At 48.0% G+C, this 20,117-nt stretch carries 24 protein-coding genes; all 24 read left to right on the forward strand.

The genetic code is table 11. The features are described from left to right. Positions 1-13: 13 nt before the first annotated feature. A complete protein-coding gene (gene hslU, locus F3H20_RS04000) occupies positions 14-1,414 on the forward strand; it encodes an ATP-dependent protease ATPase subunit HslU (protein WP_149733669.1) in 1,401 nt (466 codons plus the stop codon). 36 nt (positions 1,415-1,450) lie between these two features. Further along, entirely contained in the window at positions 1,451-2,227 is a 777-nt protein-coding gene (gene codY / locus F3H20_RS04005; RefSeq protein ID WP_091744961.1) for a GTP-sensing pleiotropic transcriptional regulator CodY, read from the forward strand. A gap of 319 nt (positions 2,228-2,546) precedes the next feature. Then, entirely contained in the window at positions 2,547-2,963 is a 417-nt protein-coding gene (gene flgB / locus F3H20_RS04010; RefSeq protein ID WP_149733670.1) for a flagellar basal body rod protein FlgB, read from the forward strand. A gap of 2 nt (positions 2,964-2,965) precedes the next feature. Further along, positions 2,966-3,403, forward strand: a complete 438-nt coding sequence (gene flgC, locus F3H20_RS04015; protein WP_149733671.1) for a flagellar basal body rod protein FlgC — start codon at positions 2,966-2,968, stop codon at positions 3,401-3,403. Positions 3,404-3,415: 12 nt separating this feature from the next. Next, a complete protein-coding gene (gene fliE / locus F3H20_RS04020) occupies positions 3,416-3,712 on the forward strand; it encodes a flagellar hook-basal body complex protein FliE (RefSeq protein ID WP_149733672.1) in 297 nt (98 codons plus the stop codon). A 101-nt stretch (positions 3,713-3,813) separates the two neighbouring features. Next, positions 3,814-5,361 (forward strand): flagellar basal-body MS-ring/collar protein FliF, encoded by a 1,548-nt coding sequence (gene fliF, locus F3H20_RS04025; RefSeq protein WP_149733673.1) that lies wholly within the window; start codon positions 3,814-3,816, stop codon positions 5,359-5,361. A gap of 21 nt (positions 5,362-5,382) precedes the next feature. Then, on the forward strand, positions 5,383-6,393 hold the full coding sequence (fliG, locus tag F3H20_RS04030) for a flagellar motor switch protein FliG (protein WP_091744952.1): 1,011 nt from the start codon (positions 5,383-5,385) through the stop codon (positions 6,391-6,393). Further along, on the forward strand, positions 6,386-7,150 hold the full coding sequence (locus tag F3H20_RS04035) for a FliH/SctL family protein (RefSeq protein ID WP_149733674.1): 765 nt from the start codon (positions 6,386-6,388) through the stop codon (positions 7,148-7,150). The genes fliG and F3H20_RS04035 overlap by 8 nt, the downstream gene beginning before the upstream one ends. Then, entirely contained in the window at positions 7,147-8,460 is a 1,314-nt protein-coding gene (gene fliI, locus F3H20_RS04040; protein WP_149733675.1) for a flagellar protein export ATPase FliI, read from the forward strand. Before F3H20_RS04035 ends, fliI begins: the two co-directional genes overlap by 4 nt. A gap of 49 nt (positions 8,461-8,509) precedes the next feature. Next, positions 8,510-8,956, forward strand: a complete 447-nt coding sequence (gene fliJ / locus F3H20_RS04045) for a flagellar export protein FliJ (RefSeq protein ID WP_149733676.1) — start codon at positions 8,510-8,512, stop codon at positions 8,954-8,956. 8 nt (positions 8,957-8,964) lie between these two features. Further along, positions 8,965-9,525, forward strand: coding sequence for a lytic transglycosylase domain-containing protein (locus F3H20_RS04050; RefSeq protein WP_149733677.1), 561 nt, complete (start codon positions 8,965-8,967; stop codon positions 9,523-9,525). A gap of 43 nt (positions 9,526-9,568) precedes the next feature. Continuing rightward, positions 9,569-10,210 (forward strand): MotE family protein, encoded by a 642-nt coding sequence (locus F3H20_RS04055; RefSeq protein WP_188128191.1) that lies wholly within the window; start codon positions 9,569-9,571, stop codon positions 10,208-10,210. 38 nt (positions 10,211-10,248) lie between these two features. After that, a complete protein-coding gene (locus F3H20_RS04060) occupies positions 10,249-11,751 on the forward strand; it encodes a flagellar hook-length control protein FliK (protein ID WP_149733679.1) in 1,503 nt (500 codons plus the stop codon). A gap of 26 nt (positions 11,752-11,777) precedes the next feature. Continuing rightward, complete coding sequence (locus F3H20_RS20095; protein WP_223191597.1) at positions 11,778-12,395, forward strand: flagellar hook capping FlgD N-terminal domain-containing protein; 618 nt, start codon at positions 11,778-11,780, stop codon at positions 12,393-12,395. Between the two features lie 30 nt (positions 12,396-12,425). Next, positions 12,426-12,809, forward strand: a complete 384-nt coding sequence (locus F3H20_RS04070; protein WP_149733680.1) for a TIGR02530 family flagellar biosynthesis protein — start codon at positions 12,426-12,428, stop codon at positions 12,807-12,809. Between the two features lie 88 nt (positions 12,810-12,897). Then, positions 12,898-14,904 (forward strand): flagellar hook-basal body complex protein, encoded by a 2,007-nt coding sequence (locus F3H20_RS04075; RefSeq protein WP_149733681.1) that lies wholly within the window; start codon positions 12,898-12,900, stop codon positions 14,902-14,904. Between the two features lie 58 nt (positions 14,905-14,962). Then, complete coding sequence (locus tag F3H20_RS04080; protein ID WP_091744932.1) at positions 14,963-15,160, forward strand: flagellar FlbD family protein; 198 nt, start codon at positions 14,963-14,965, stop codon at positions 15,158-15,160. A 220-nt stretch (positions 15,161-15,380) separates the two neighbouring features. Continuing rightward, positions 15,381-15,860, forward strand: coding sequence for a flagellar basal body-associated FliL family protein (locus F3H20_RS04085; RefSeq protein ID WP_149733682.1), 480 nt, complete (start codon positions 15,381-15,383; stop codon positions 15,858-15,860). A 49-nt stretch (positions 15,861-15,909) separates the two neighbouring features. Beyond that, positions 15,910-16,911, forward strand: a complete 1,002-nt coding sequence (gene fliM, locus F3H20_RS04090; protein ID WP_149733683.1) for a flagellar motor switch protein FliM — start codon at positions 15,910-15,912, stop codon at positions 16,909-16,911. Further along, the gene (gene fliY / locus F3H20_RS04095; protein WP_149733684.1) at positions 16,904-18,061 is read left to right on the forward strand and encodes a flagellar motor switch phosphatase FliY; all 1,158 of its coding nucleotides are present in this window, start codon (positions 16,904-16,906) and stop codon (positions 18,059-18,061) included. The genes fliM and fliY overlap by 8 nt, the downstream gene beginning before the upstream one ends. Positions 18,062-18,121: 60 nt before the next feature. Further along, complete coding sequence (locus F3H20_RS04100; RefSeq protein WP_091744924.1) at positions 18,122-18,484, forward strand: response regulator; 363 nt, start codon at positions 18,122-18,124, stop codon at positions 18,482-18,484. 2 nt (positions 18,485-18,486) lie between these two features. Continuing rightward, on the forward strand, positions 18,487-19,020 hold the full coding sequence (locus F3H20_RS04105; protein ID WP_149733685.1) for a FliO/MopB family protein: 534 nt from the start codon (positions 18,487-18,489) through the stop codon (positions 19,018-19,020). A 24-nt stretch (positions 19,021-19,044) separates the two neighbouring features. After that, a complete protein-coding gene (gene fliP / locus F3H20_RS04110) occupies positions 19,045-19,788 on the forward strand; it encodes a flagellar type III secretion system pore protein FliP (protein WP_223191609.1) in 744 nt (247 codons plus the stop codon). A 12-nt stretch (positions 19,789-19,800) separates the two neighbouring features. Further along, positions 19,801-20,070 (forward strand): flagellar biosynthesis protein FliQ, encoded by a 270-nt coding sequence (fliQ, locus tag F3H20_RS04115; RefSeq protein WP_091744917.1) that lies wholly within the window; start codon positions 19,801-19,803, stop codon positions 20,068-20,070. Positions 20,071-20,117 lie beyond the last annotated feature (47 nt).

Here is a 20,117-nt window from a genome sequence, read left to right on the forward strand (position 1 = left end):
AGGAGGGATCCTTTTGAGCGAATTGACCCCCAGACAAATTGTCAATGAACTGGATAAATATATTATTGGGCAGCGGCAGGCCAAAAAGTCGGTAGCCATTGCCCTGCGAAACCGCTGGCGGAGCAAACAACTGTCAGACGAACTCCGGGAGGAAGTCATTCCCAAGAATATTCTAATGATCGGGCCCACAGGCGTAGGAAAAACGGAAATTGCTCGCCGGTTGGCCAAATTGGTCAATGCTCCGTTCATTAAGGTGGAGGCGACTAAGTTTACCGAGGTCGGCTATGTGGGGCGGGACGTAGAGTCCATGATTCGTGATCTGGTTGAAACGGCCATCCGCATGGTTAAACAGGTGAAGATGCTGGCGGTAAACGATCAAGCCCGTACGTTAGCTGATGAGCGTATTTTAGAATGCTTTAGACCTTCAGCTAAAAAGGATAGTATCCGAAATCCCTTTGAAATGCTATTTTCCGGTACTTCGCTGGGCCATGCCGGCAATGATGACAAGGCAGAGGAAACGGTGCAGACAGGGGAGACGAACGACCGGGAATATTGGCGCCGGCGTCTGGAAGATGGTGAACTGGAAGAGGAATTGATCGAGGTGCTGGTCGAGGATAACTCCAATCCTATGCTGGGGATGTTCGCCGGCTCCGGTGTGGAAGAAATGGGAATGGGAATTCAGGATATGCTGGGCAGCTTTTTGCCGAAAAAGCAAAAAAAGCGCAAAGTTACCGTGGAGAGTGCCCGGAAGATCTTTACACAGGAAGAAGCACAAAAGCTGATTGATATGGATGAAGTTACAACTAATGCTATTAGTTTGGCAGAAAACTATGGTATAATATTTCTTGACGAAATTGATAAGATTGCCGGACGGGGACCTTCTTCCGGACCGGACGTATCACGGGAGGGCGTTCAACGGGACATTCTGCCGATCGTGGAAGGATCGACCGTAGTAACCAAGCATGGTCCGGTCAAGACGGATCATATTCTGTTTATTGCGGCAGGCGCTTTTCACACGTCAAAACCTTCCGATCTGATTCCGGAACTGCAGGGACGTTTCCCTATCCGGGTGGAGCTGAATAATTTAGTTAAAGAAGATTTTCGTCAAATTCTGACGGAACCGGAAAACGCGCTAATCAAGCAGTATACTTCCCTGCTGCAGACGGAAGGCATAGAAATTACCTTCAGCGATGACGCTATTGACGAGTTGGCCGAAATTGCCTGTCAGGTAAATGACCAAACGGAGAATATCGGCGCCAGGAGACTGCATACTATCTTGGAAAAGCTGCTGGAGGATTTGGCTTTTGATGCTCCCGACATACCGGAAAAAACCATTGCAATCAACCGGGAATATGTGAATGACAAGCTTAAGCATATTGTGGTAAATCAAGACTTAAGTCATTTCATCTTATAAAATATAACAGTTTTAGAAAGGCAGGAGAATTGTATTATGTCTTCATTGTTGGAACGAACCCGAAAGATTAACCGGCTTTTACAAAAGTCAGAAAACGTTCAGTATAATGAAATATCGCGTGTGCTTAGCAGTGTCATGAGTGCCAATGTTTATATTGTGGCGAGAGATGGCGCCATCTTAGGATTTGCTTTGCTGGACAATTTTGAATGTGATGTAATGCGGGACCGCGTACTGTCCAAGGAGCAGTTTCCCGAACGGTATGTTGACTGGCTGCTCAGAATCAACGAAACCTCGCCCAACCTGAGTCTGGATGCCGGTACCTGCACTTTTAACGGGGACATTGGCTGTTTGTTCCGTGACAAATATACGACTATCGTACCTATCCATGGAGTGGGTGAACGGATCGGTACGCTGATTGTGGCGAAATTCCAGGCTGAGTTCACCGATGATGATCTGGTCTTGGCCGAATATGGCGCCACTGTGGTCGGTATGGAAATTCTGCGTGACCGCAGTGAAAAGATTGAAGAAGAGGCTCGTAAAAAAGCCACTGTGCAAGTGGCGTTGGGAACGCTGTCTTATTCCGAGCTGGAAGCGGTTATGCATATCTTAAGCGAACTGGAAGGGGATGAAGGCTTGCTGGTCGCCAGCAAGATCGCCGACCGGGTGGGCATCACCCGATCCGTTATCGTCAATGCGCTGCGCAAGTTTGAAAGCGCCGGTGTAATTGAGTCCAAGTCGCTGGGAATGAAAGGCACCTATATTAAAGTGCTGAATGAACGATTGCTGGATGAACTCAAGAAGCTTAAGAAATAAGGTTTTAAAAAACTGCTTTACTTAGGTAAGGTAGTTTTTTTTATTTCCACGGAGCTGGGAGAAATTTTTTGCCGTCAGTCTGAGACACGAGCGATCAACTATAGTTTCTATATTGGTATTTTTTTCAACTTGCTGCCGACAAAAAACGATAAAATAAGAAGCATTGTTATTTTTTTTGTTAAGATATGGTTAAACCTTGTAAAATAGTATCTATAAAAGGAGATTATTAAACGAAGTATCTAGAGGATTTTTATGGATTATGTAGAATTATGCAAAAGATATTTTTAAATACATAAACTGAAAGTCGAGGAGATTTCTGGTGCTGGAGTCAATTGTATCTGCGCCTTACGCTGCGATTCTGGAAAAGGCTCTGGGGGCTGCTTCACTTCGTAATAAGGTGATAAGCAATAATATTGCCAATGTGAACACCCCGGGATTTAAAAAAAGCGAGGTCGCTTTTGAAAGCTTGCTGCAACAGGCACTGGGAGATAACGGAAGCAGCCTGCCGCTGCTTAAAACTAATGAGAAACATTTACCACAGACCGTTTCCCGGCAGGATGTGGAGCCTGTAGTCAAGCTGATTGGCAATACTTCTATGCGGACGGATGGAAACAATGTGGATGTGGATATGGAAATGGCTGAATTAGCCAAAAATACACTGTATTACAACGCCGTTGCCCAGCAAATCGGCAAGTACTATTCCGGTATCAAATCCGTTATTAATGGAGGGAAATAGTCATGGGAATGTTTGGGGCCATTGATTCGGCAGCATCGGGCTTAACCGCCGAACGTCTTAGGATGGACGTTATTTCCAACAATATTGCCAATGCCAACACAACCCGTACGGCCAAGGGTGGTCCATACCGCCGGCAACTGGTAGTGTTTGAGCCTCGTTCGGAGCAAGCTTCATTCAGTCAGATTTTGTCCAAAGAGATGGGAGCTGGTGGTGATGGGGTAAAAGTGGTAGGCATCACTGAAGACGATTCTCCCACTCGCATGGTATATGATCCGCATCATCCGGATGCCAATCAGGCGGGCTATGTGGAAATGCCGAATGTAAATATTGTTACAGAAATGGTGGACATGATTACGGCGACAAGAGCCTATGAGGCGAATGTAACGGCCGTCAATTCGGCAAAAAGCATGGCGTTGAAGGCGTTAGAAATTGGAAAATAGGGAGGAACATTCATGCGGATAGAACCAATAAAATTGATGCCTGTAGGGTCGCGGCTGACCTCTGATGCCGTTTTGCCGACCAGTGGGGATAAAAGTTTTGGCCAATTGTTATCCGACGCACTGAATAATGTGAATGAACTTCAGAAAAGTGCTAACCAGGCTTCCGTTGATTTGGCAGCAGGTAAACTGCAGGATGTATCGCAGGTTGTGATTGCGACGGAAAAAGCCAGTGTAGCTTTGCAATTGACGATGCAGGTGCGCAACAAGATTGTGGACGCCTATCAGGAAGTTATGAGAATGCAGGTATAAGGAAGTTCAGGGTAATATATCATCAATACTGCCGGTTGTCCGGCAAGTTGTAGGAAATATTAAATATGTAACGTTCAGTGTCGCTTGAAAGGGTGGAGACCATGGCCGACTGGAAAGAACAGTCTCTGCGCTTATGGCAAAATATCGGCAAAAAACAAAGGTATGCAATTATTGGTTCAGCAGTGCTGTTCTTTATATTGATTTTGTCCTGGAGTTATTGGTGGGGCTCCAAACCGGACATGGTACCTTTATTTACCAATATGGAAGCCAAAGATGCAGGTGAAGTTGCTGCTAAATTAAAGGAAATGAAAGTTTCTTTTGAACCACAGGAAAATGCTAACGGTACGGCTATTTTAGTTTCTGCTAAAGATGTGCATCGTGTTCGCTTAGAGTTAGCCAGTCTGGGTTTACCGCGCGGCAATAAGGGATTTGAAATATTCGATCAGAATAAGTTCGGTGTAACGGAATTTCAGAACAAAGTGTATCTGTTACAGGCTTTGCAAGGAGAATTAACACGCACGATAGAACAGATGGACGAGGTGGAAAAGGCCCGAGTCCATATTGTTTTGCCGGAGGACAGTTTATATAAAAAGAACGAAAAACCGGCGACCGCTTCGATTATGGTTAAACTGCGTCCGTCAGCGCAATTGACCAAGGAACAGGTAAAAGGCATTGTCAATCTGGCGGCCCATAGTATCCAGGGTTTGAAGCCGGAAAATATTACCGTGGTAGATAATTACGCACACGTGCTCAATGATCAGCAGGACGAATCGAATATACTCGGTTCCGGCTCGATGACCCAGCTTGAAATGACGCGGAAGATGCAGGATGACCTGCAAAAGAACCTGGATTCGCTGCTTGATCAGGTGCTTGGACCGGGAAAAGCTGCTGCCAGAGTTAATGTGGAGCTGACCTTTGACCAGCATACGGTGGACAAGCAAGTCTATGAACCGGTTGTGGATGATAAAGGCATTATCCGCAGCTCCCAGGATACTAATGAACGCTATCAGGGCACGGCTTCGACACCAGGCGGTGTTCCGGGTACTACGACCAATATTCCCGGTTACGTGACCGGCAATAACACTCAATCAAATTACGAAAAGAAAGATTCTATAAAGAACTATGAAATTAATGAAACCAAGGAAAAGGTGGTTGCGGCGCCGGGGGCCATCAAACGACTGACAGTTGCCGTACTGGTTGATGCCAGTCTGAACAAGGCGCAGCAGGACAGCATTGCCAAGACTGTTTCCTCGGCCGTCGGCATCAATCCGGCCCGGGGTGATGTGGTGTCGGTAGAAAGCATTGCCTTCAACACCGACATGGCTGACCGTGAACGTCTGGCTGAAGAGGCTGCTCAGCGGCAAAACCTGTGGATAAAGATCGGCCTGGCAGTAATCGCCTTGGTTATCGTATTGCTTGGCGTACGGGCTTATTTTGCCCGCAAGAAACAGCAGCGTCAGGAAGCGGAAATGCTGGAGGCATTCCGGGAGTCTCAGCTTGCCACGCTGGAACAGGCTGAAATGGCAGAGCCTGAATTGACACCGCAGGAAAAAGAAAAACTGGAACGGCAGGAACTGATTGCTAAAATGGCTAAGACCAACCCTGACGATGTGGCGCAGTTGATTAAGGCTTGGCTGAGTGAAGAATAGCGGGACAGGAGGGTGAGACCAATGTACCAATCAAATGAATTGACAAATAAACAAAAGGCAGCCGTCTTGTTGATCACACTCGGTCCTGATTTATCCGCACAGGTTTTTAAACATTTGCGGGAAGACGAAATTGAAAAACTGACCTTGGAGATTGCCAGCCAGCGAAAAATAACGCCGGAACAGAAGGAAGCCGTGTTGGCGGAGTTTCATCAATTGGCTCTTGCCAAGGAGTACCTGTCCTCCGGTGGTCTTGATTATGCCCGCGAAGTGTTGGAAAAGGCTCTAGGGGCTGAAAAAGCGGTATCAATTATTAACCGTCTGACCTCCAGTTTGCAGATTAGGCCCTTTGACTTTGCCAGAAAGACCGATCCGGCACAATTGTTGAACTTTATCCAGAACGAACATCCCCAAACGATTGCTTTGATTATGGCTTATTTGCTGCCCGATCAGTCGGCTGCTATCATCTCGGCTTTACCGCCGGAACGCCAGGTAGATGTGGCCAAGCGAATTGCCACCATGGACCGGACCACGCCGGATATTTTAAAAGACGTGGAACGGATACTGGAACGGAAGCTCTCCTCGCTGGTAACCCAGGATTTCACGGCGGCCGGCGGCGTGGATTCCATTGTAGAGGTCTTGAACCGCGTCGACCGTACTACCGAACGGACGATTATCGAGAACCTGGAAGTCCAAAATCCGGAACTGGCCGAAGAAATCAAAAGGCGGATGTTCGTATTCGAAGATATTGTTCTTTTGGACGACCGTTCACTGCAGTTGGTGCTGCGTGAAATTGATTCCAAGGATTTGGCGATGGCCCTTAAAGCTTCGTCAAGTGAAGTGTCCGGTAAAGTATATAAAAACATGTCGAAAAGAGCGTCCGAAATGCTGCGGGAAGAAATCGAGTATATGGGTCCCGTCCGTATTCGTGACGTCGAAGAGGCACAGCAAAAGGTTGTTAATGTAATCCGCCGTCTCGAAGAGTCTGGTGAAATTATTGTTTCACGCGGCAAAGGGGACGAGATTATTGCCTAAAATTATTAAATGCGTAGCGCTGCATGATTTGCCGGTTATCATCGGCAAGCTTCCGCCGGGGGAAAAAGAAAATAAGTCACTGGCGGAACCGGTGGTGCCGGAAGACTGGCGTCAATGGGAGCAGGAAGCGAAAGCGGCAAAAGAGCAAGCAGAGGAAACGCTTGCCCAGGCACGGCGGCAGGCTGATGCACTGTTGGAGAAAGCCAGGGTTGAATCTGAGCAGCTCCGCCAAGCGGCCCAGGAGGAAGGAATGCAGAACGGTTATCAACAGGGCTATCAGCAAGGTCTGGAGGAAGGAAAAGCCGCAGCGGCACAACTGATGCAAGAACAGGTTCAGACGGCTGCTGCCAAGGCTGAGCATATGGTACAACTGGCAGAGCAGGAACGACTAAATGCTGTTTTGGCGGCGGAACGTCAGATAGTGGAAGTTACGGTAACGGTCTTGCGCAAGGTGCTTGCCCGGGAAATTGAGGAAAACCCCATGGTAGTTCTCCCTATCGTCAAAGCGGCGTTGGAAAAAGTTCGTGACCAGGAACAGGTAACCGTCCGTATTCATCCGGAGGATTACGATTTGGTGCTGCAGGCCCGCCGGGATTTGCAGGCGATGCTCGGCCGGGAACAGGCGCTCACTGTTTTGGCTGATCATACCGTAGCAGTGGGAGGCTGTGTTGTTGACACGCCCTGTGGTACCGTCGACGCCAGAATTGATGCGCAATTGGAAGCCTTGATAAAAGTATTACAGGATGTATGTCCATGATGATATTTAATTCTGATAAGTATTTAAGGGCGCTTGACGGCGTTGATCCAATAAAAATGAATGGCCGGATCATCCAAATTATCGGTTTGGTGATTGAGGCGCAAGGGCCTGCTGCCAGTTTGGGGGATTTATGCTATGTGTATCCCCGTTCCGGCGGACAGCCAGTCCCGGCGGAGGTTGTCGGTTTTCGCCAAAACCGGGTGCTGCTTATGCCGATTGGCGAAATGCAGGGGTTGGGGCCGGGCTGTGAGGTTGTATCGGCCGGCCGGTCGCTCAGCGTTCCGGTGGGACGGAAACTGCTGGGGCGGGTTTTGGACGGTGTTGGCAATCCGATGGATGGCAAGGGACCTATCGAGGGTGATTTGGAATACCCGCTTCATGCCAGTCCGCCACCGCCCCTTTCACGTTGCCGGATTCACGCCAACCTTTCGGTCGGCGTCCGTGCTATTGACGGTTTGCTGACTCTTGGCTGTGGTCAGCGGGTTGGCATAATGGCCGGCAGCGGCGTAGGAAAAAGTACGCTGCTGGGCATGGTTGCCAGAAATACCGAAGCTGATATCAGTGTGATTGCGCTGGTCGGCGAGCGGGGCCGGGAAGTCCGGGAATTTATTGAACGTGATCTGGGCGAGGAAGGCTTAAAGCGCTCGGTTGTGGTGGTAGCCACCTCTGATCAACCCGCTTTAGTCAGAATAAAAGGTGCTATGACGGCTACGGCCATTGCGGAATATTTTCGTGACCAGGGAGCCAATGTGATGCTGATGATGGATTCGGTTACCCGGTTTGCTATGGCGCAGCGCGAAGTGGGGCTGACTATTGGCGAACCACCGGCAACCAGAGGTTATACACCCTCGGTGTTTGCGACATTGCCTAAATTGCTGGAGCGGTCCGGTCCGGGCGAGAAGGGCTCAATCACCGGCATTTATACTGTGCTGGTAGACGGTGACGATATGAATGAACCGATCGCCGATGCGGTACGCAGTATCTTGGACGGACATATCGTGCTTTCCCGCAGTATTGCGGCACAGAATCATTATCCGGCGATTGACGTACTGCATAGCGTAAGCCGGGTCATGATGGAAATTGCAAGCAGCGAACATTATGCTGCGGCACAGAGGGTCAGGTCCATCCTGGCTACATACCGCGAAGCGGAGGATTTAATCAACATCGGTGCTTATGCCCATGGCAGCAATGCCAATATTGATAAAGCCGTGCAAATGATTGGCGGTATTAATGAATTTCTAAGGCAAAGTGTTTATGAGCAGACCACACTGACGGAAGCGGTGGAGCGGTTGCGGCAACTGGCGGGATAAGCCTGTTGCTGTCCAGGCTTCAAGCCGGTAGCGACTGGGAGTGACAGTAATGAAACGATTTCAGTTCCGTTTAGAGGCATTGCTCAATTTCCGGAAAATGAAGCAGGAAGAAGCGCAGCTGCGGTTTATGGAAGCTTGCAGCGAACTGCAGCGGGAACAGGAACTGCTAAGCGGCCTGGAACAGGAAGAGCAAGCACAGCTTTTAGAGTTTCAAAGTTTTCAGCGCCGCAAGGGCTTGACGGTGGATTCGCTGTTACTTTTCAGCAACTATTTCGATAGGCTAAAGGAACAAATTACGGAAGCCGCTAACCGCGTAGCCTCTGCGGAAGCTAAACGTCAGGCTGCGATGAAACAACTGGAGGAAGCGGTAAAGAGCCACAAAGTGGTGGAGAACCTGCGAAAAAAGAGACTGGCCGAATACCGGCTGGAGTTATTACGGGAAGAACAAAAAGAATTGGATGAAATGGGCACACAAATTTTCTTACGGGGGAGCTAAGGATAAGGATGGATGGGATCAGCAGCGTTTTACAGCGGATTGCCGCAATTGAAAAACGATTTGCACCAAATTCGGCAGGGGAAAGCAACTTCGACGATTATCTAAGAACGGCGAACAATCAACTGTCTTCCGGCGGAAAGGCTACTGCCGTCCAATCTGCGTCTTCGGCCAGCGCTTGGAAAAACGTACCGGCTGCTTCTTTGGAAGGTATGATTTATGCCGCGGCGACTAAGTACGGTGTGGACCCTAAATTAGCCACCGCTGTGGCTACAGTCGAATCGGGCCTGACCGCTGATGCCGTTTCACCGGCCGGGGCTGTCGGTGTCATGCAGTTGATGCCAGATACTGCTAAGGCACTGGGCGTACGGAATCTTTCCGATCCCCGGGAGAATATCGACGGTGGAGTGCATTATTTAAAGGACCTGCTAAGCATGTTTCAGGGAGATGCCAGAAAAGCTTTGGCTGCCTATAATGCAGGACCGCAGGCTGTGAAAAACTATGGTGGCATACCGCCGTACCGTGAAACGCAAGATTACGTATCCAAGGTATTATCGCTTTATAATCAATAATAGCTGTTAAGGATATTTTCCAATTGGAAAGCTGGTGATGAGCATGGCCGATAAGATCAAACCAAAAATAAAACAAGAGACAAAGCAAGAGGTGGCACAACCGGTACAAAAGAAGAAAAGATTTGTCGGTGTATTTAAGCTAATTGCCATGTTTTTAGTCTTACTTATGCTGGCAAGCGCAGCTTTTGCGGCCGGGGTGTATTTTAAAATCTTTGATTTGCAGCACATTGCAAGCCAGTGGGGACTTGATAAATATCCGTTGATCGGTCATTATTTCGAACAGCCCAAAACAAACTTTGAGACAGTGGATGAAGAACAGGCAAGCTCCGAACAGCCCCCGGTGACACCGCAGGAACCGGTCAAGGAACCGCAGCCGGACAGTCAGAATACCCAGTCGGCAGCTACAGTTGATCCGGCGAAGACTTTACTGGATAAGGAGAAGCTGGAGAAGGCCCGACAACAGGAAGAAGCTAAACGGGCAGGTAAGCTGGCCCGGTTTTATGGCAATATGAAACCCGATGAGGCGGCTGCCATTATGAAACAATTAGACGATTCCACCATTATTGCCATATTGAATAAAATGGAGGAAGATCAGGCAGCACAGGTATTGGCCAAGTTTGATGCTCAGCGGGCGGCCAATCTGACCGATCAGATGTTTAAAGGCCGGAAAGACACCGTCCTTTGATCATATAAATAAAAGCTGCGAAAGGAGGTGAACAAATTATGGAAGCGACTATAAACGTACTGCCAGGAGCCGCCGCTACGCCGCAACAGGCCCTGCCGGCGGGAAGTCAAGCAAGTGCCGGAACCGGTGCAAAACAGGGAAATGCCTTTGCCGGTATGCTGCAAAATGCGACGGTGAAGGATGCCGATACCGGTCAGAAAATAGCGGTGCCCTCAGGGTTAACCCAACTGGCTTTTTTAGCTCAGTTAGCTGTGACGACAGCGAACGCAGCGTCCGGTGAGGGAGCTACCGGTAAAGCCGGATCTGCTGCGCAGGAAGAAAATGAGACAGCAGCGTCAACGGATAGCTCGACTGCTGGCAAAGAGCAGGCAACTGTTGCTTTGATGGGATTGGTATTGCCGATGCTGCCGGTTCAACCGACTGCAACCACGCCTGAAGCTGATGCCGGTGGAGCAGCGACTACGGGAGAGAATAAAGCGGCCGCTGTTGTTGCGAAACAGGAACCGGTCATTACCGTTGAACCGTTAGTGGCACCAACGACAGAGAAAACTCAAACCGTAGCTGCAACAGACAAGGATAAGCCGGCAGTTGCTGTGACTGCAACTCAACCTCAGTCTTTTGCCGAGGCCATTCAACAAAATCTGACGAATCCGACGAAACCGGAGAAAACCGATGCTGGCACGCAAGCTGTTGTATTGCCTGCTGGTGATGAAAAAGCAGCAACCGTTGCAGTCGATGCGGCAAAAGCCCAAACAGCGTCGGCTAGTATGGATTTTCCGGTGCAAACCGTTCATGTCATGAGTACGATTGACAACAAATCTTTCGTCAAAGGGACAGAACAACCGCAGCCGGTGCCGCATGCTCAAGCCCAGGAACCTGTAGTGCAGCCTGTGGCCAATTTGGTGCAAGGCGAGGCACAGCAGGGGATGAACCAGGGACAGCCGGAGGAACAAACGGCATTTTCGGATGGAACTAAGCATCAGGCAGAAGATGTAGCCGATTTGAACGCCAAGAATAATACTGTATCAGCCGTGTTTACCCAATTAGCCGATTCACAGACGGTTAAAACCGCTACAACAACTCAGACTGCCGCTCATGCGCAGCAGCCGGCTGCCGATCCGTATAATCTTAGCGGACAGATTGTGGAACAGGCCAAGCTGATCAAAACTCCGTACAACGATGCCTCAGAAATGGTCATCAAACTGAAGCCGGAACATCTGGGCGAATTGACCTTGCGTGTCGCCGTAGAGCATGGCGAGGTAACGGCTTCGTTTCACACCAACAATCCGGAAGTCCGGGGAATCATTGAAAACTCGCTGCCGCAATTAAAGCAGGATATGGCCAGCCAGGGAATTAAAGTGGACAATGTGGGTGTATATGCCGGCTTAAGTCAGTTTGATTCGCGCGGGCAGCAGGCCAATCAGCAGCAGCCGGTGATTAAACTGAAAAACCGGAAAACCGATGATGACTTCATCGCAACCGTGGAAAGTCTGCAGGCCGAGCAGACAGGAAGTGATACGGGAGTTGACTACCGTGTCTAACATAATGTGATAGGGGAGGTTACAATATGACGGTTTCTGGTGTTACAGGAACTACTTCCAATACCGCAATAACCAGTGGGACAAATAATATATTGGGAAAGGATGATTTTTTAAAACTTCTGATTACCCAGTTGCAAAATCAGGATCCTTTGAATCCAACCAGTGACCAGGATTTTATCGCGCAAATGGCGCAATTTTCTAGTCTGGAACAAATGCAGAATATGAATACTTCACTGATGACTTCGCAGGCCAGCACCCTGATCGGAAAAACCGTTTCCTGGACAGGCAGCGACTCACAGGTCCACGGCGGTACAGTACAAGGCGTGTCAATGGTAAACGGGCAGCCAAAACTGATCGTAGATGAACCATTCCTGGCTGTCTCCAGTGATGGGAAGACAGTACAACTGCTTTCCGATCCTACCGGCCAGACTATTCAGTGGAAGGACAGTGCCGGCACAATGTACAGCGGCTATGTGGCCAAAGTTGAGATTGTTAATGGTGTGCCACAAATTACGGTGGATACGACAGCTATGGATTCAAATGGAAATACCAAGACAGTAGAAGGAATTCTGGATTTAAGTAAAGTGAAAAATCTGGTTGTAAAAACACAAGTGGATATGTCAAAAGTCAGCACCATTGAATAAAGCAATCTGAAATACGGGAGGTGAGCTGATATGACTGACAATCGTATCTACTATCCTCAGCAGCCTGTCCTACCGGTTTCTTATTCCGCGCAAGAAACAAAGACGGCGGGAAAAAGCGCAAATAACTCGGATTTTGATCAGATTTTGACGCAAAAACTGAACGGCGTGAAGTTTTCCCAGCATGCGCTGCAGCGACTGCAAAGCCGGAATATTGAGTTAAAACCAGAAGAACTGGACAAGCTGGACACGGCTGTCAATAAGGCGGCCAGCAAGGGGGCAAAAGAGTCGCTGGTATTAATGAATAATCTGGCCCTGGTCGTCAGCGTGACGAACAAAACAGTGATCACAGCGATGGATGGAGCCAGCATGAAGGATAATGTCTTTACGAATATTGACAGTGCGGTAATAGTATAGGCCGGACCTCTTAGGAAGCCTTAAGGTTGCCGAATGACAGAAGCAACCGCTCTTACCTGAAAGATGAAAAAATTGGGGGTTATGCATTATGATGCGTTCACTTTTCTCCGGGGTGGCTGGTTTAAAAAACCACCAAACGCGGATGGATGTAATCGGCAATAACATTGCCAACGTAAATACCATAGGTTATAAAGCCTCACGGGTAACTTTTGAAGATATGCTGAGCCAGACGCTGCAGGGAGCTGCCAGCGCCGGCAATGGCCAAGGCGGGACTAATCCAATGCAGGTCGGCTTGGGGTCTGGGGTGGCCAGTATTGACACCATCTTTACCGATGGCAGTACTCAGTCTACCGGTAAGCAGACCGATATGGCTATTTCAGGAAATGGATTTTTTATTCTTCAGGCCGGTTCCAACGAAGTGTACACCCGGGCCGGGGATTTTGATTTCGATGAAGTCGGTAATTTGGTTGTTCCCGGTTCCGGTTACCGGGTTATGGGTTGGAACGTTGATTCTTCAGGAGCCATTAATACTGGCGGCAGCCTATCGCCTATCGTAATTTCTCCGACGAAAGTTATGCCGCCGAAAGCTACCACCAGCATCGATTATAGCGGCAATCTGACGGGCTCGACTACGGCTGGTGTGGGCACCACGGCGCAAACTTCAATTGACACATATGATTCACTGGGGGAAAAACATAAGGTTACTCAAAATTACCTAAAAACCGGTGATAATACCTGGCTGTTTAACACCAGTACAGCGAATGGAAATATTACGGCCGGTAAGTATGGGATTATAACGTTTAAAGCGGATGGAACGGTGGATTCGATTAAGGATATAACATTCCCCACTGGAACACAGACTACAGCGCTTTCTTTCTCTTCTATGCAGCTTAATAATACAGCAAGTTCTTTGAATACAATTACTTTTAATGCTGTGGATTCCTCTGGAGTTTCGCAGGCTTATACGATGGAAATTTCCAATAACACACCGTATGTTGCTGGGGCTACCGATGGTCAGTGGAGTTATACCATCAAAGATAGTTCAGGCGCCTCTGTTGGTACGGGAACAATAACCTGCGACCAAACTAGTGGTAACTATACCATTGCTCAGGGAACTCCTTTTGCTATAAGTGGCAATAATGTTGCTTTGTCGGTAGGGACTTCTGTAGCCCCGGCGGCTAGTACTATTGTATCCTATTCACAAAATGGCGTAGCTAAAAGTATCCCGACTAGTGCAGTAGATTTTTCCGCGGTGAAACTTAACAATACCTCGGAGTCAACAGGTACAACCTATTTTACGGCAGTAGATTCGGATGGTGCTTTACATTCCTATAAGATGACTTTAAAGAATACTACGCCGTATGATAGTGCAGGCCCTACCAACGGTGTTTGGAGCTATACGATTAGTGATGCATCGGATACTACGAATGCTTCGCTGGGGGCAGGTACGATTACTTATAATGGAACCAACTATGCCTTCTCACCCGCCAGTGTAACGTTAAATGGCAATAATGTTGCCCTGTCGGTAAGTAGCTTTACTGCGCCTGCGGCAGGTACTACCTCGCTAACTGCTTCCTTGCCTTATACGGTAGGCACAAGCTTGTCCGATTTAGCTATCACGCCGACAAACAGTTCCGCAGCTATGACGATTAGCCGGTCTTCAATGAACAATATTACCCAGTATGGTGGGTCCGATTCCTCTACGGTGACGGCTATTGATCAGAACGGTTATACCGCCGGTACGCTGCAGAAGAAAACAGTTGACAGCTCAGGCACAATCACCGGGACCTTTAGCAATGGGGAAACGATGAAGCTGGCGCAGGTTGCTTTGGCTACTTTTAGTAATCCTGGTGGTTTGACCAAGGTGGGCGACAGTCTGTATGAGAGATCGAACAACTCAGGAGAGCCGCAGCGCGGCGTTGCCGGTGACGGTGGTCGGGGCAAAATTGCTGCCAGTTCGCTGGAAATGTCTAATGTGGATTTGTCGCAGGAATTTAGTGATATGATCGTCACCCAGAGAGGATTCCAGGCAAATTCCAAGATTATTACTACTTCTGATGAGATGCTGGAAATACTGGCTAACCTCAAACGGTAATAGGAAATAGGGGGGATATATCCCCCCTCTATTTTAAATTGATTAGAGGAGAGATACCATGATAAGAGTGACAAGACTGAAATCGCAGGACCGGGATTTCATTTTGAATGCCGAATTAATTGAAACCATTGAGGCAACTCCTGATACGGTGATTACCCTTACCAACGGTAAAAAGCTGATCGTAGAAGAGACACCGCAGGAAATTGTGCGCAATGTGATGGAGTACAGAAGGGCGATTTTCCGTAATTTGCGTTAAACCTTAGCAAATAGCTGAAGACTGGCTTGCGCAGAAGCTGGTAAAACATTGGCAATAAAAATTTGATGAAAGTGAACTTAGTGGAAGGTAATTATCATGATCCTGTAGAATTTTGTAAGATCATGGTTCATAGGTATGAAAACAAGGTAGGGATAGTGTGCATGACGTTATTCCCTAGTCGATATAGTGCTTGCAGGTATTTTACATGGGGGTGTAGTCGTTGGCTGAAGAGAAAAAAAAGACTCCTGTCATGCTAATTGTTGGTATCTTGGTGTTTGGTCTGTTGTTGGCGGGAGGTATTTCCTATTTTATTGCTACAAAGATCGTTATGAGCAACAGCGCAAAAGAGGCTGAAGGAAAAAGCGCCCATCATGAGCCGGGTGTCTTTATGAAGCTAGGTGATGCCAAGGAAGGGCTGATCTTAAACATTGGGGGCGTAAACAGCGGCCGTTTTCTGAAAATTGGTCTGATTCTTGAAGTCAAACCGGAAAAGAATGAAGCGACGGAAGGAAAAATGCCTTCGCCCAGTGAAGTGAAAATTCTGGATGCGGTGGTGCGTACGTTACGATCGCAGAAAATCGAAGATTTTGAACCGCAAAAACAGGAGCAGCTAAAAGAACTTATCAAAAATGAGGTCAATAAATCCCTGGGGGAAGATCGTGTATATGAAGTTTATATAACGAATTTCGTTCTTCAATAAGCAGCATTGGCAGCCAGGCATGTAATCAGGGAAAGAAGGAGGAGGAACGTTGGCAGGAGATGTATTAAGCCAGTCTGAGATTGACGATCTGTTGTCGGCTTTGTCGACAGGCGTGGTTTCAGCAGAGGATATTCAAACAGAGCAGAAGCAGAAAAAAATAAAAGTATATGATTTTAAGCGGCCGGATAAGTTTTCGAAAGACCAAATCCGCACGTTATATATGCTGCATGAAAATTTTGCCCGTCTGCTAAATACCTATCTTTCCACCCATTTGAGAACGCTGGTGCATATTGATGTTGCGTCGGTAGACCAATTGACCTATGAGGAGTTCATTCGTTCTCTGCCAAACCCCAGTGTTATTAGTGTATTTCAAATGCGTCCTTTAAAGGGCAATGTAATTTTAGATATAAACCCGAATATTGTGTTTTCTATTATTGAACGGCTGTTTGGCGGCAGCGGGCAGGCTCCAGGGAAGCCGCGGGCGCTTACCGATATTGAGGAAGCGATTACCAAGCGGGTGATTAGTAAGGCACTGGAAAGTTTTCAGGAAGCCTGGAAACAGGTGGTGACCATCGAGCCGCGTTTGGAAGTAATTGAGACCAATCCGCAGTTTACCCAAATTGTTCCGCCTAATGATATGGTTGTTATTGTCACTTTGCAGACCAAAATCGGCCAGACAGAAGGACTTATCAATATCTGTATTCCCTATCTGGTTTTAGAACCGATCATGTCCAAGCTGACCACTACTTTCTGGGTGTCGTCGGCATCTACCAGGCAATCGCTGCCGGAGCATATCAATGCACTGCAGCGCAAGCTGGAACGGACCTTCATCCCGATGATTGTAGAACTTGGCGGCAGTATTATTACGGTTCAGGAACTGTTAGGCCTAACTGTCGGTGACGTACTGCAGTTGGATACCAAGTTTGAAGAGGATTTGCTGCTTCGTATCGGACAGCGGGAAAAGTTCAAGTGCAAGCCCGGTCTTTCCGGCAGTAAGGTTGCTATACAAATTACTGAAAAAATAGTAGAAGGAGATGATACCGATGAATGATGGCTTTCTGTCTCAGGAAGAAATTGACGCTTTGCTGAAAGGCGGCGATACGCCTTCATCTCCTCCGGCAACGCAAGCGGCACAGGCGGAGCTAACGGATATCGAAAAAGATGCGCTTGGTGAAATCGGCAACATATCCATGGGCAGTGCGGCAACTTCCTTGTCTATTTTATTGGGGCGGCGCGTATCCATCACTACGCCGAAGGTATCCATTTCTTCGCTGGAAGAAATACAAAGTCAATATCCTTTGCCGTATTTGGTGATTGAAGTCGGTTATACGCATGGGATTAACGGTACAAATTTGCTGGCGGTGCGGGAAAATGACTCGCTGATTATTGCTGATTTGATGATGGGCAATGACGGCACCAATCCTCCCGGTGAATTAAGTGAGCTCTACATGAGCGCGGTAGGCGAAGCCATGAACCAAATGATGGGATCTGTGGCCACTTCGATGTCGACTATCTTTAAAAAGAAAATTGATATATCGCCGCCGGTAGTCAACCTGGTTGATTTTGCTACCAGCAAGGATATCAGCACGATGGCGGCAAAGGCAGAAAGTGTGGTTAGGGTTGCCTTTCGGATGGAAGTGGAGAATCTGATTGACAGTGAAATTATGCAGATTTTGCCGGTAGATGTAGCAAAAGAAATGGTGGACAGTCTGATGAATGTGGTGCAAGCCGAGTCGGCTGCACCTCCGGCACCGGCTAAACCGGCACCTCAGGCAGCGCCGGCCATGGCTGCAACGGCACCGCAGAACCAGCCGGCAGCGGCTTATGCCCAACAGGCGGCGGCAGCAGTTGCTATGGCACCCAAGCCGGCGGTTGCTTCCAATGTTACCGTGCAGCCGGTACAGTTTGCTCCGTTGGTACAGCCTTCGCTGACAGTGGGAGAGACCAATATCGGTCTGCTGCTGGATGTTCCGCTGCAGGTTACGGTAGAACTAGGCCGTACCCGTAAACTGATCCGGGAAATTCTGGAACTAACACCCGGCGCGGTGATCGAATTGGATAAATTGGCCGGAGAGCCGGTGGATATACTGGCCAACGGTAAGCTGATTGCCAAGGGAGAAGTGGTTGTCATTGATGAGAATTTCGGGGTCCGGATTACAGACATTATCAGTCCGCTGGAACGGGCGGCCAATTTGCAGTAGCTGATGGACAATGCGTGTCCGGTCTACAAGAATCAAGATTAAGATAGGAGAGATTTATATATGGCAACAAAGATATTAGTGGTAGATGACGCAGCATTTATGAGAATGATGATTAAAGATATTTTATCGAAAAATGGTTATGAAGTTGTGGGGGAAGCAGAAAACGGCCTGAAAGCTGTGGAAAAGTGGCAGGAACTGCATCCCGATCTAACGACAATGGATATTACCATGCCTGAAATGGATGGGATCAGCGCGGTGAAGGAAATTAAAAAAATAGACCCCGGTGCCAAAATTATTATGTGCAGTGCCATGGGGCAGCAGGCCATGGTTATTGAAGCCATTCAATCAGGCGCCCGGGACTTTATTGTAAAACCCTTCCAGCCAGACAGGGTATTAGAGGCAGTCAGAAAAGCAGTCGGCTAAACATGATAAGGAAAGTAATTGCTTGTTTGCTGCTGCTTAGTACAGTTTTTTTGCCCTTACAGATTCTGGCTCAGGAGACGACAGGTACTTATTTGCAGTACCAGGAGCCTAAAGCTCCGGAAATCTCCTGGCTGTCTTCTATCGCTTATATCTTTTCCTTATTGGTTACTTTTGGGGTTATTTTGTTTTTAGCGTATCTTGCATCACGCTTCCTGGGGAAAAAAATGGGAAGCTTGTCGGCAGTCAATGGCGGGCGGATACTAAGCTCCATTTCTTTGGGCACCAACCGCGCCGTACAGGTGGTTGAAATTGCCGGGAAAGTGCTTGTATTGGGTGTAACTGACCACACGATTGTGTTATTGCAGGAAATTACGGATGAAACGGAAATTGCCAGGCTTAAAGACAGACCGGCGGTCGCGGTCCAGCCCCAATTCGGCACTTTATTTGAAAGACACCTTACTTCCCTACAGAATATAGCACAAAAATTTCCCGGAGTACTTGATTCGCGGCAGGAAAATGATCGTAGGAAGAGGTAACGTGTTGTGTTTAAAAAGTATACAATTGTTCTAGTTGCACTCCTGCTTATAACCGGAGGGTGTTTGCAAACCGCGGAAGCGGCGCCGTTAGTGCCGTTTCCCAGTGTTAATATTGGTGTGAATTCGGCGGCAAATCCGCAGGATACGGCGTTGAGCCTGCAGCTCCTGTTCATGCTGACGGTATTGTCGATTGCACCGTCCATTCTGATTATGATGACGTCTTTTACCCGGATTATTGTGGTGTTGTCCTTTTTGAGAAGTGCCCTGGCAACTCAGCAGATGCCTCCTAATCAGATACTTGTTGGACTGGCCTTATTTCTGACCTTTTACACTATGTCGCCTTATGTGGATCAAATGAATAAAAATGCTTTGCAGCCCTATCTGGCGGGAAGCATTACGCAGGAAGCCGCCATGACCGAGGCGATGAAGCCGATGCGCGAATTTATGTTTAAACAAACACGAGAAAATGATTTGGCGCTTTTTGTCAATCTGGCGGAAAGTGAACGGCCTAATTCGCCGGAGGATGTGCCGACGATGACTCTGATTCCGGCTTTTATCATCAGTGAACTTAAAACAGCCTTTCAAATCGGCTTTTTACTGTATATCCCTTTTATTGTCATTGACATGGTGGTGGCAAGTACTTTGATGGCCATGGGGATGATGATGGTGCCGCCGGCGATGATTTCTCTCCCGTTTAAGATCTTATTGTTCGTATTGGTTGACGGGTGGCATTTGATTATTCATTCACTCATTACCAGCTTTAGATAGGAGGGCGGACAAATGTCGAGCGATTTAACAATACAGATAGGCCGGGATGCGCTTTACATGGTGATGCTAATTTCCGCGCCGATGCTGGGCTTGGGCCTTTTGGTGGGGGTTATGGTCAGTATCTTTCAGGCGACCACGCAGATTCAGGAGCAGACACTGGCGTTTATTCCAAAAATTATTGCCGTATTTATCGCGATTTTGGTTTTTGGCCCCTGGATGCTTAGTTTGCTGGTAGATTATACAAGGGAAATTTTTCTCAGCATGCCGACCATGATACATTGATGGCGGCAAATTAACCGATAATTGGCGCAGTATTATTTTGAGGTGGT

Origin of the sequence: Propionispora hippei DSM 15287, from assembly GCF_900141835.1 — a bacterium.
Classification (GTDB): domain Bacteria; phylum Bacillota; class Negativicutes; order Propionisporales; family Propionisporaceae; genus Propionispora; species Propionispora hippei.

Excerpts from the sequence above, each read along its gene's own strand:
- fliQ (WP_091744917.1), top strand. The coding sequence starts at position 19,801 with ATGTCGAGCGATTTAACAATACAGATAGGCCGGGATGCGCTTTACATG.
- flgC (WP_149733671.1), top strand. The coding sequence starts at position 2,966 with ATGGGAATGTTTGGGGCCATTGATTCGGCAGCATCGGGCTTAACCGCC.
- F3H20_RS04080 (WP_091744932.1), top strand. The coding sequence starts at position 14,963 with ATGATAAGAGTGACAAGACTGAAATCGCAGGACCGGGATTTCATTTTG.
- codY (WP_091744961.1), top strand. The coding sequence starts at position 1,451 with ATGTCTTCATTGTTGGAACGAACCCGAAAGATTAACCGGCTTTTACAA.
- F3H20_RS04075 (WP_149733681.1), top strand. The coding sequence starts at position 12,898 with ATGATGCGTTCACTTTTCTCCGGGGTGGCTGGTTTAAAAAACCACCAA.
- fliY (WP_149733684.1), top strand. The coding sequence starts at position 16,904 with ATGAATGATGGCTTTCTGTCTCAGGAAGAAATTGACGCTTTGCTGAAA.
- F3H20_RS04100 (WP_091744924.1), top strand. The coding sequence starts at position 18,122 with ATGGCAACAAAGATATTAGTGGTAGATGACGCAGCATTTATGAGAATG.
- F3H20_RS04105 (WP_149733685.1), top strand. The coding sequence starts at position 18,487 with ATGATAAGGAAAGTAATTGCTTGTTTGCTGCTGCTTAGTACAGTTTTT.
- F3H20_RS04055 (WP_188128191.1), top strand. The coding sequence starts at position 9,569 with ATGGCCGATAAGATCAAACCAAAAATAAAACAAGAGACAAAGCAAGAG.
- F3H20_RS04060 (WP_149733679.1), top strand. The coding sequence starts at position 10,249 with ATGGAAGCGACTATAAACGTACTGCCAGGAGCCGCCGCTACGCCGCAA.
- fliG (WP_091744952.1), top strand. The coding sequence starts at position 5,383 with ATGTACCAATCAAATGAATTGACAAATAAACAAAAGGCAGCCGTCTTG.
- fliI (WP_149733675.1), top strand. The coding sequence starts at position 7,147 with ATGATGATATTTAATTCTGATAAGTATTTAAGGGCGCTTGACGGCGTT.
- fliJ (WP_149733676.1), top strand. The coding sequence starts at position 8,510 with ATGAAACGATTTCAGTTCCGTTTAGAGGCATTGCTCAATTTCCGGAAA.
- F3H20_RS04050 (WP_149733677.1), top strand. The coding sequence starts at position 8,965 with ATGGATGGGATCAGCAGCGTTTTACAGCGGATTGCCGCAATTGAAAAA.
- F3H20_RS04070 (WP_149733680.1), top strand. The coding sequence starts at position 12,426 with ATGACTGACAATCGTATCTACTATCCTCAGCAGCCTGTCCTACCGGTT.
- fliE (WP_149733672.1), top strand. The coding sequence starts at position 3,416 with ATGCGGATAGAACCAATAAAATTGATGCCTGTAGGGTCGCGGCTGACC.
- F3H20_RS20095 (WP_223191597.1), top strand. The coding sequence starts at position 11,778 with ATGACGGTTTCTGGTGTTACAGGAACTACTTCCAATACCGCAATAACC.
- fliF (WP_149733673.1), top strand. The coding sequence starts at position 3,814 with ATGGCCGACTGGAAAGAACAGTCTCTGCGCTTATGGCAAAATATCGGC.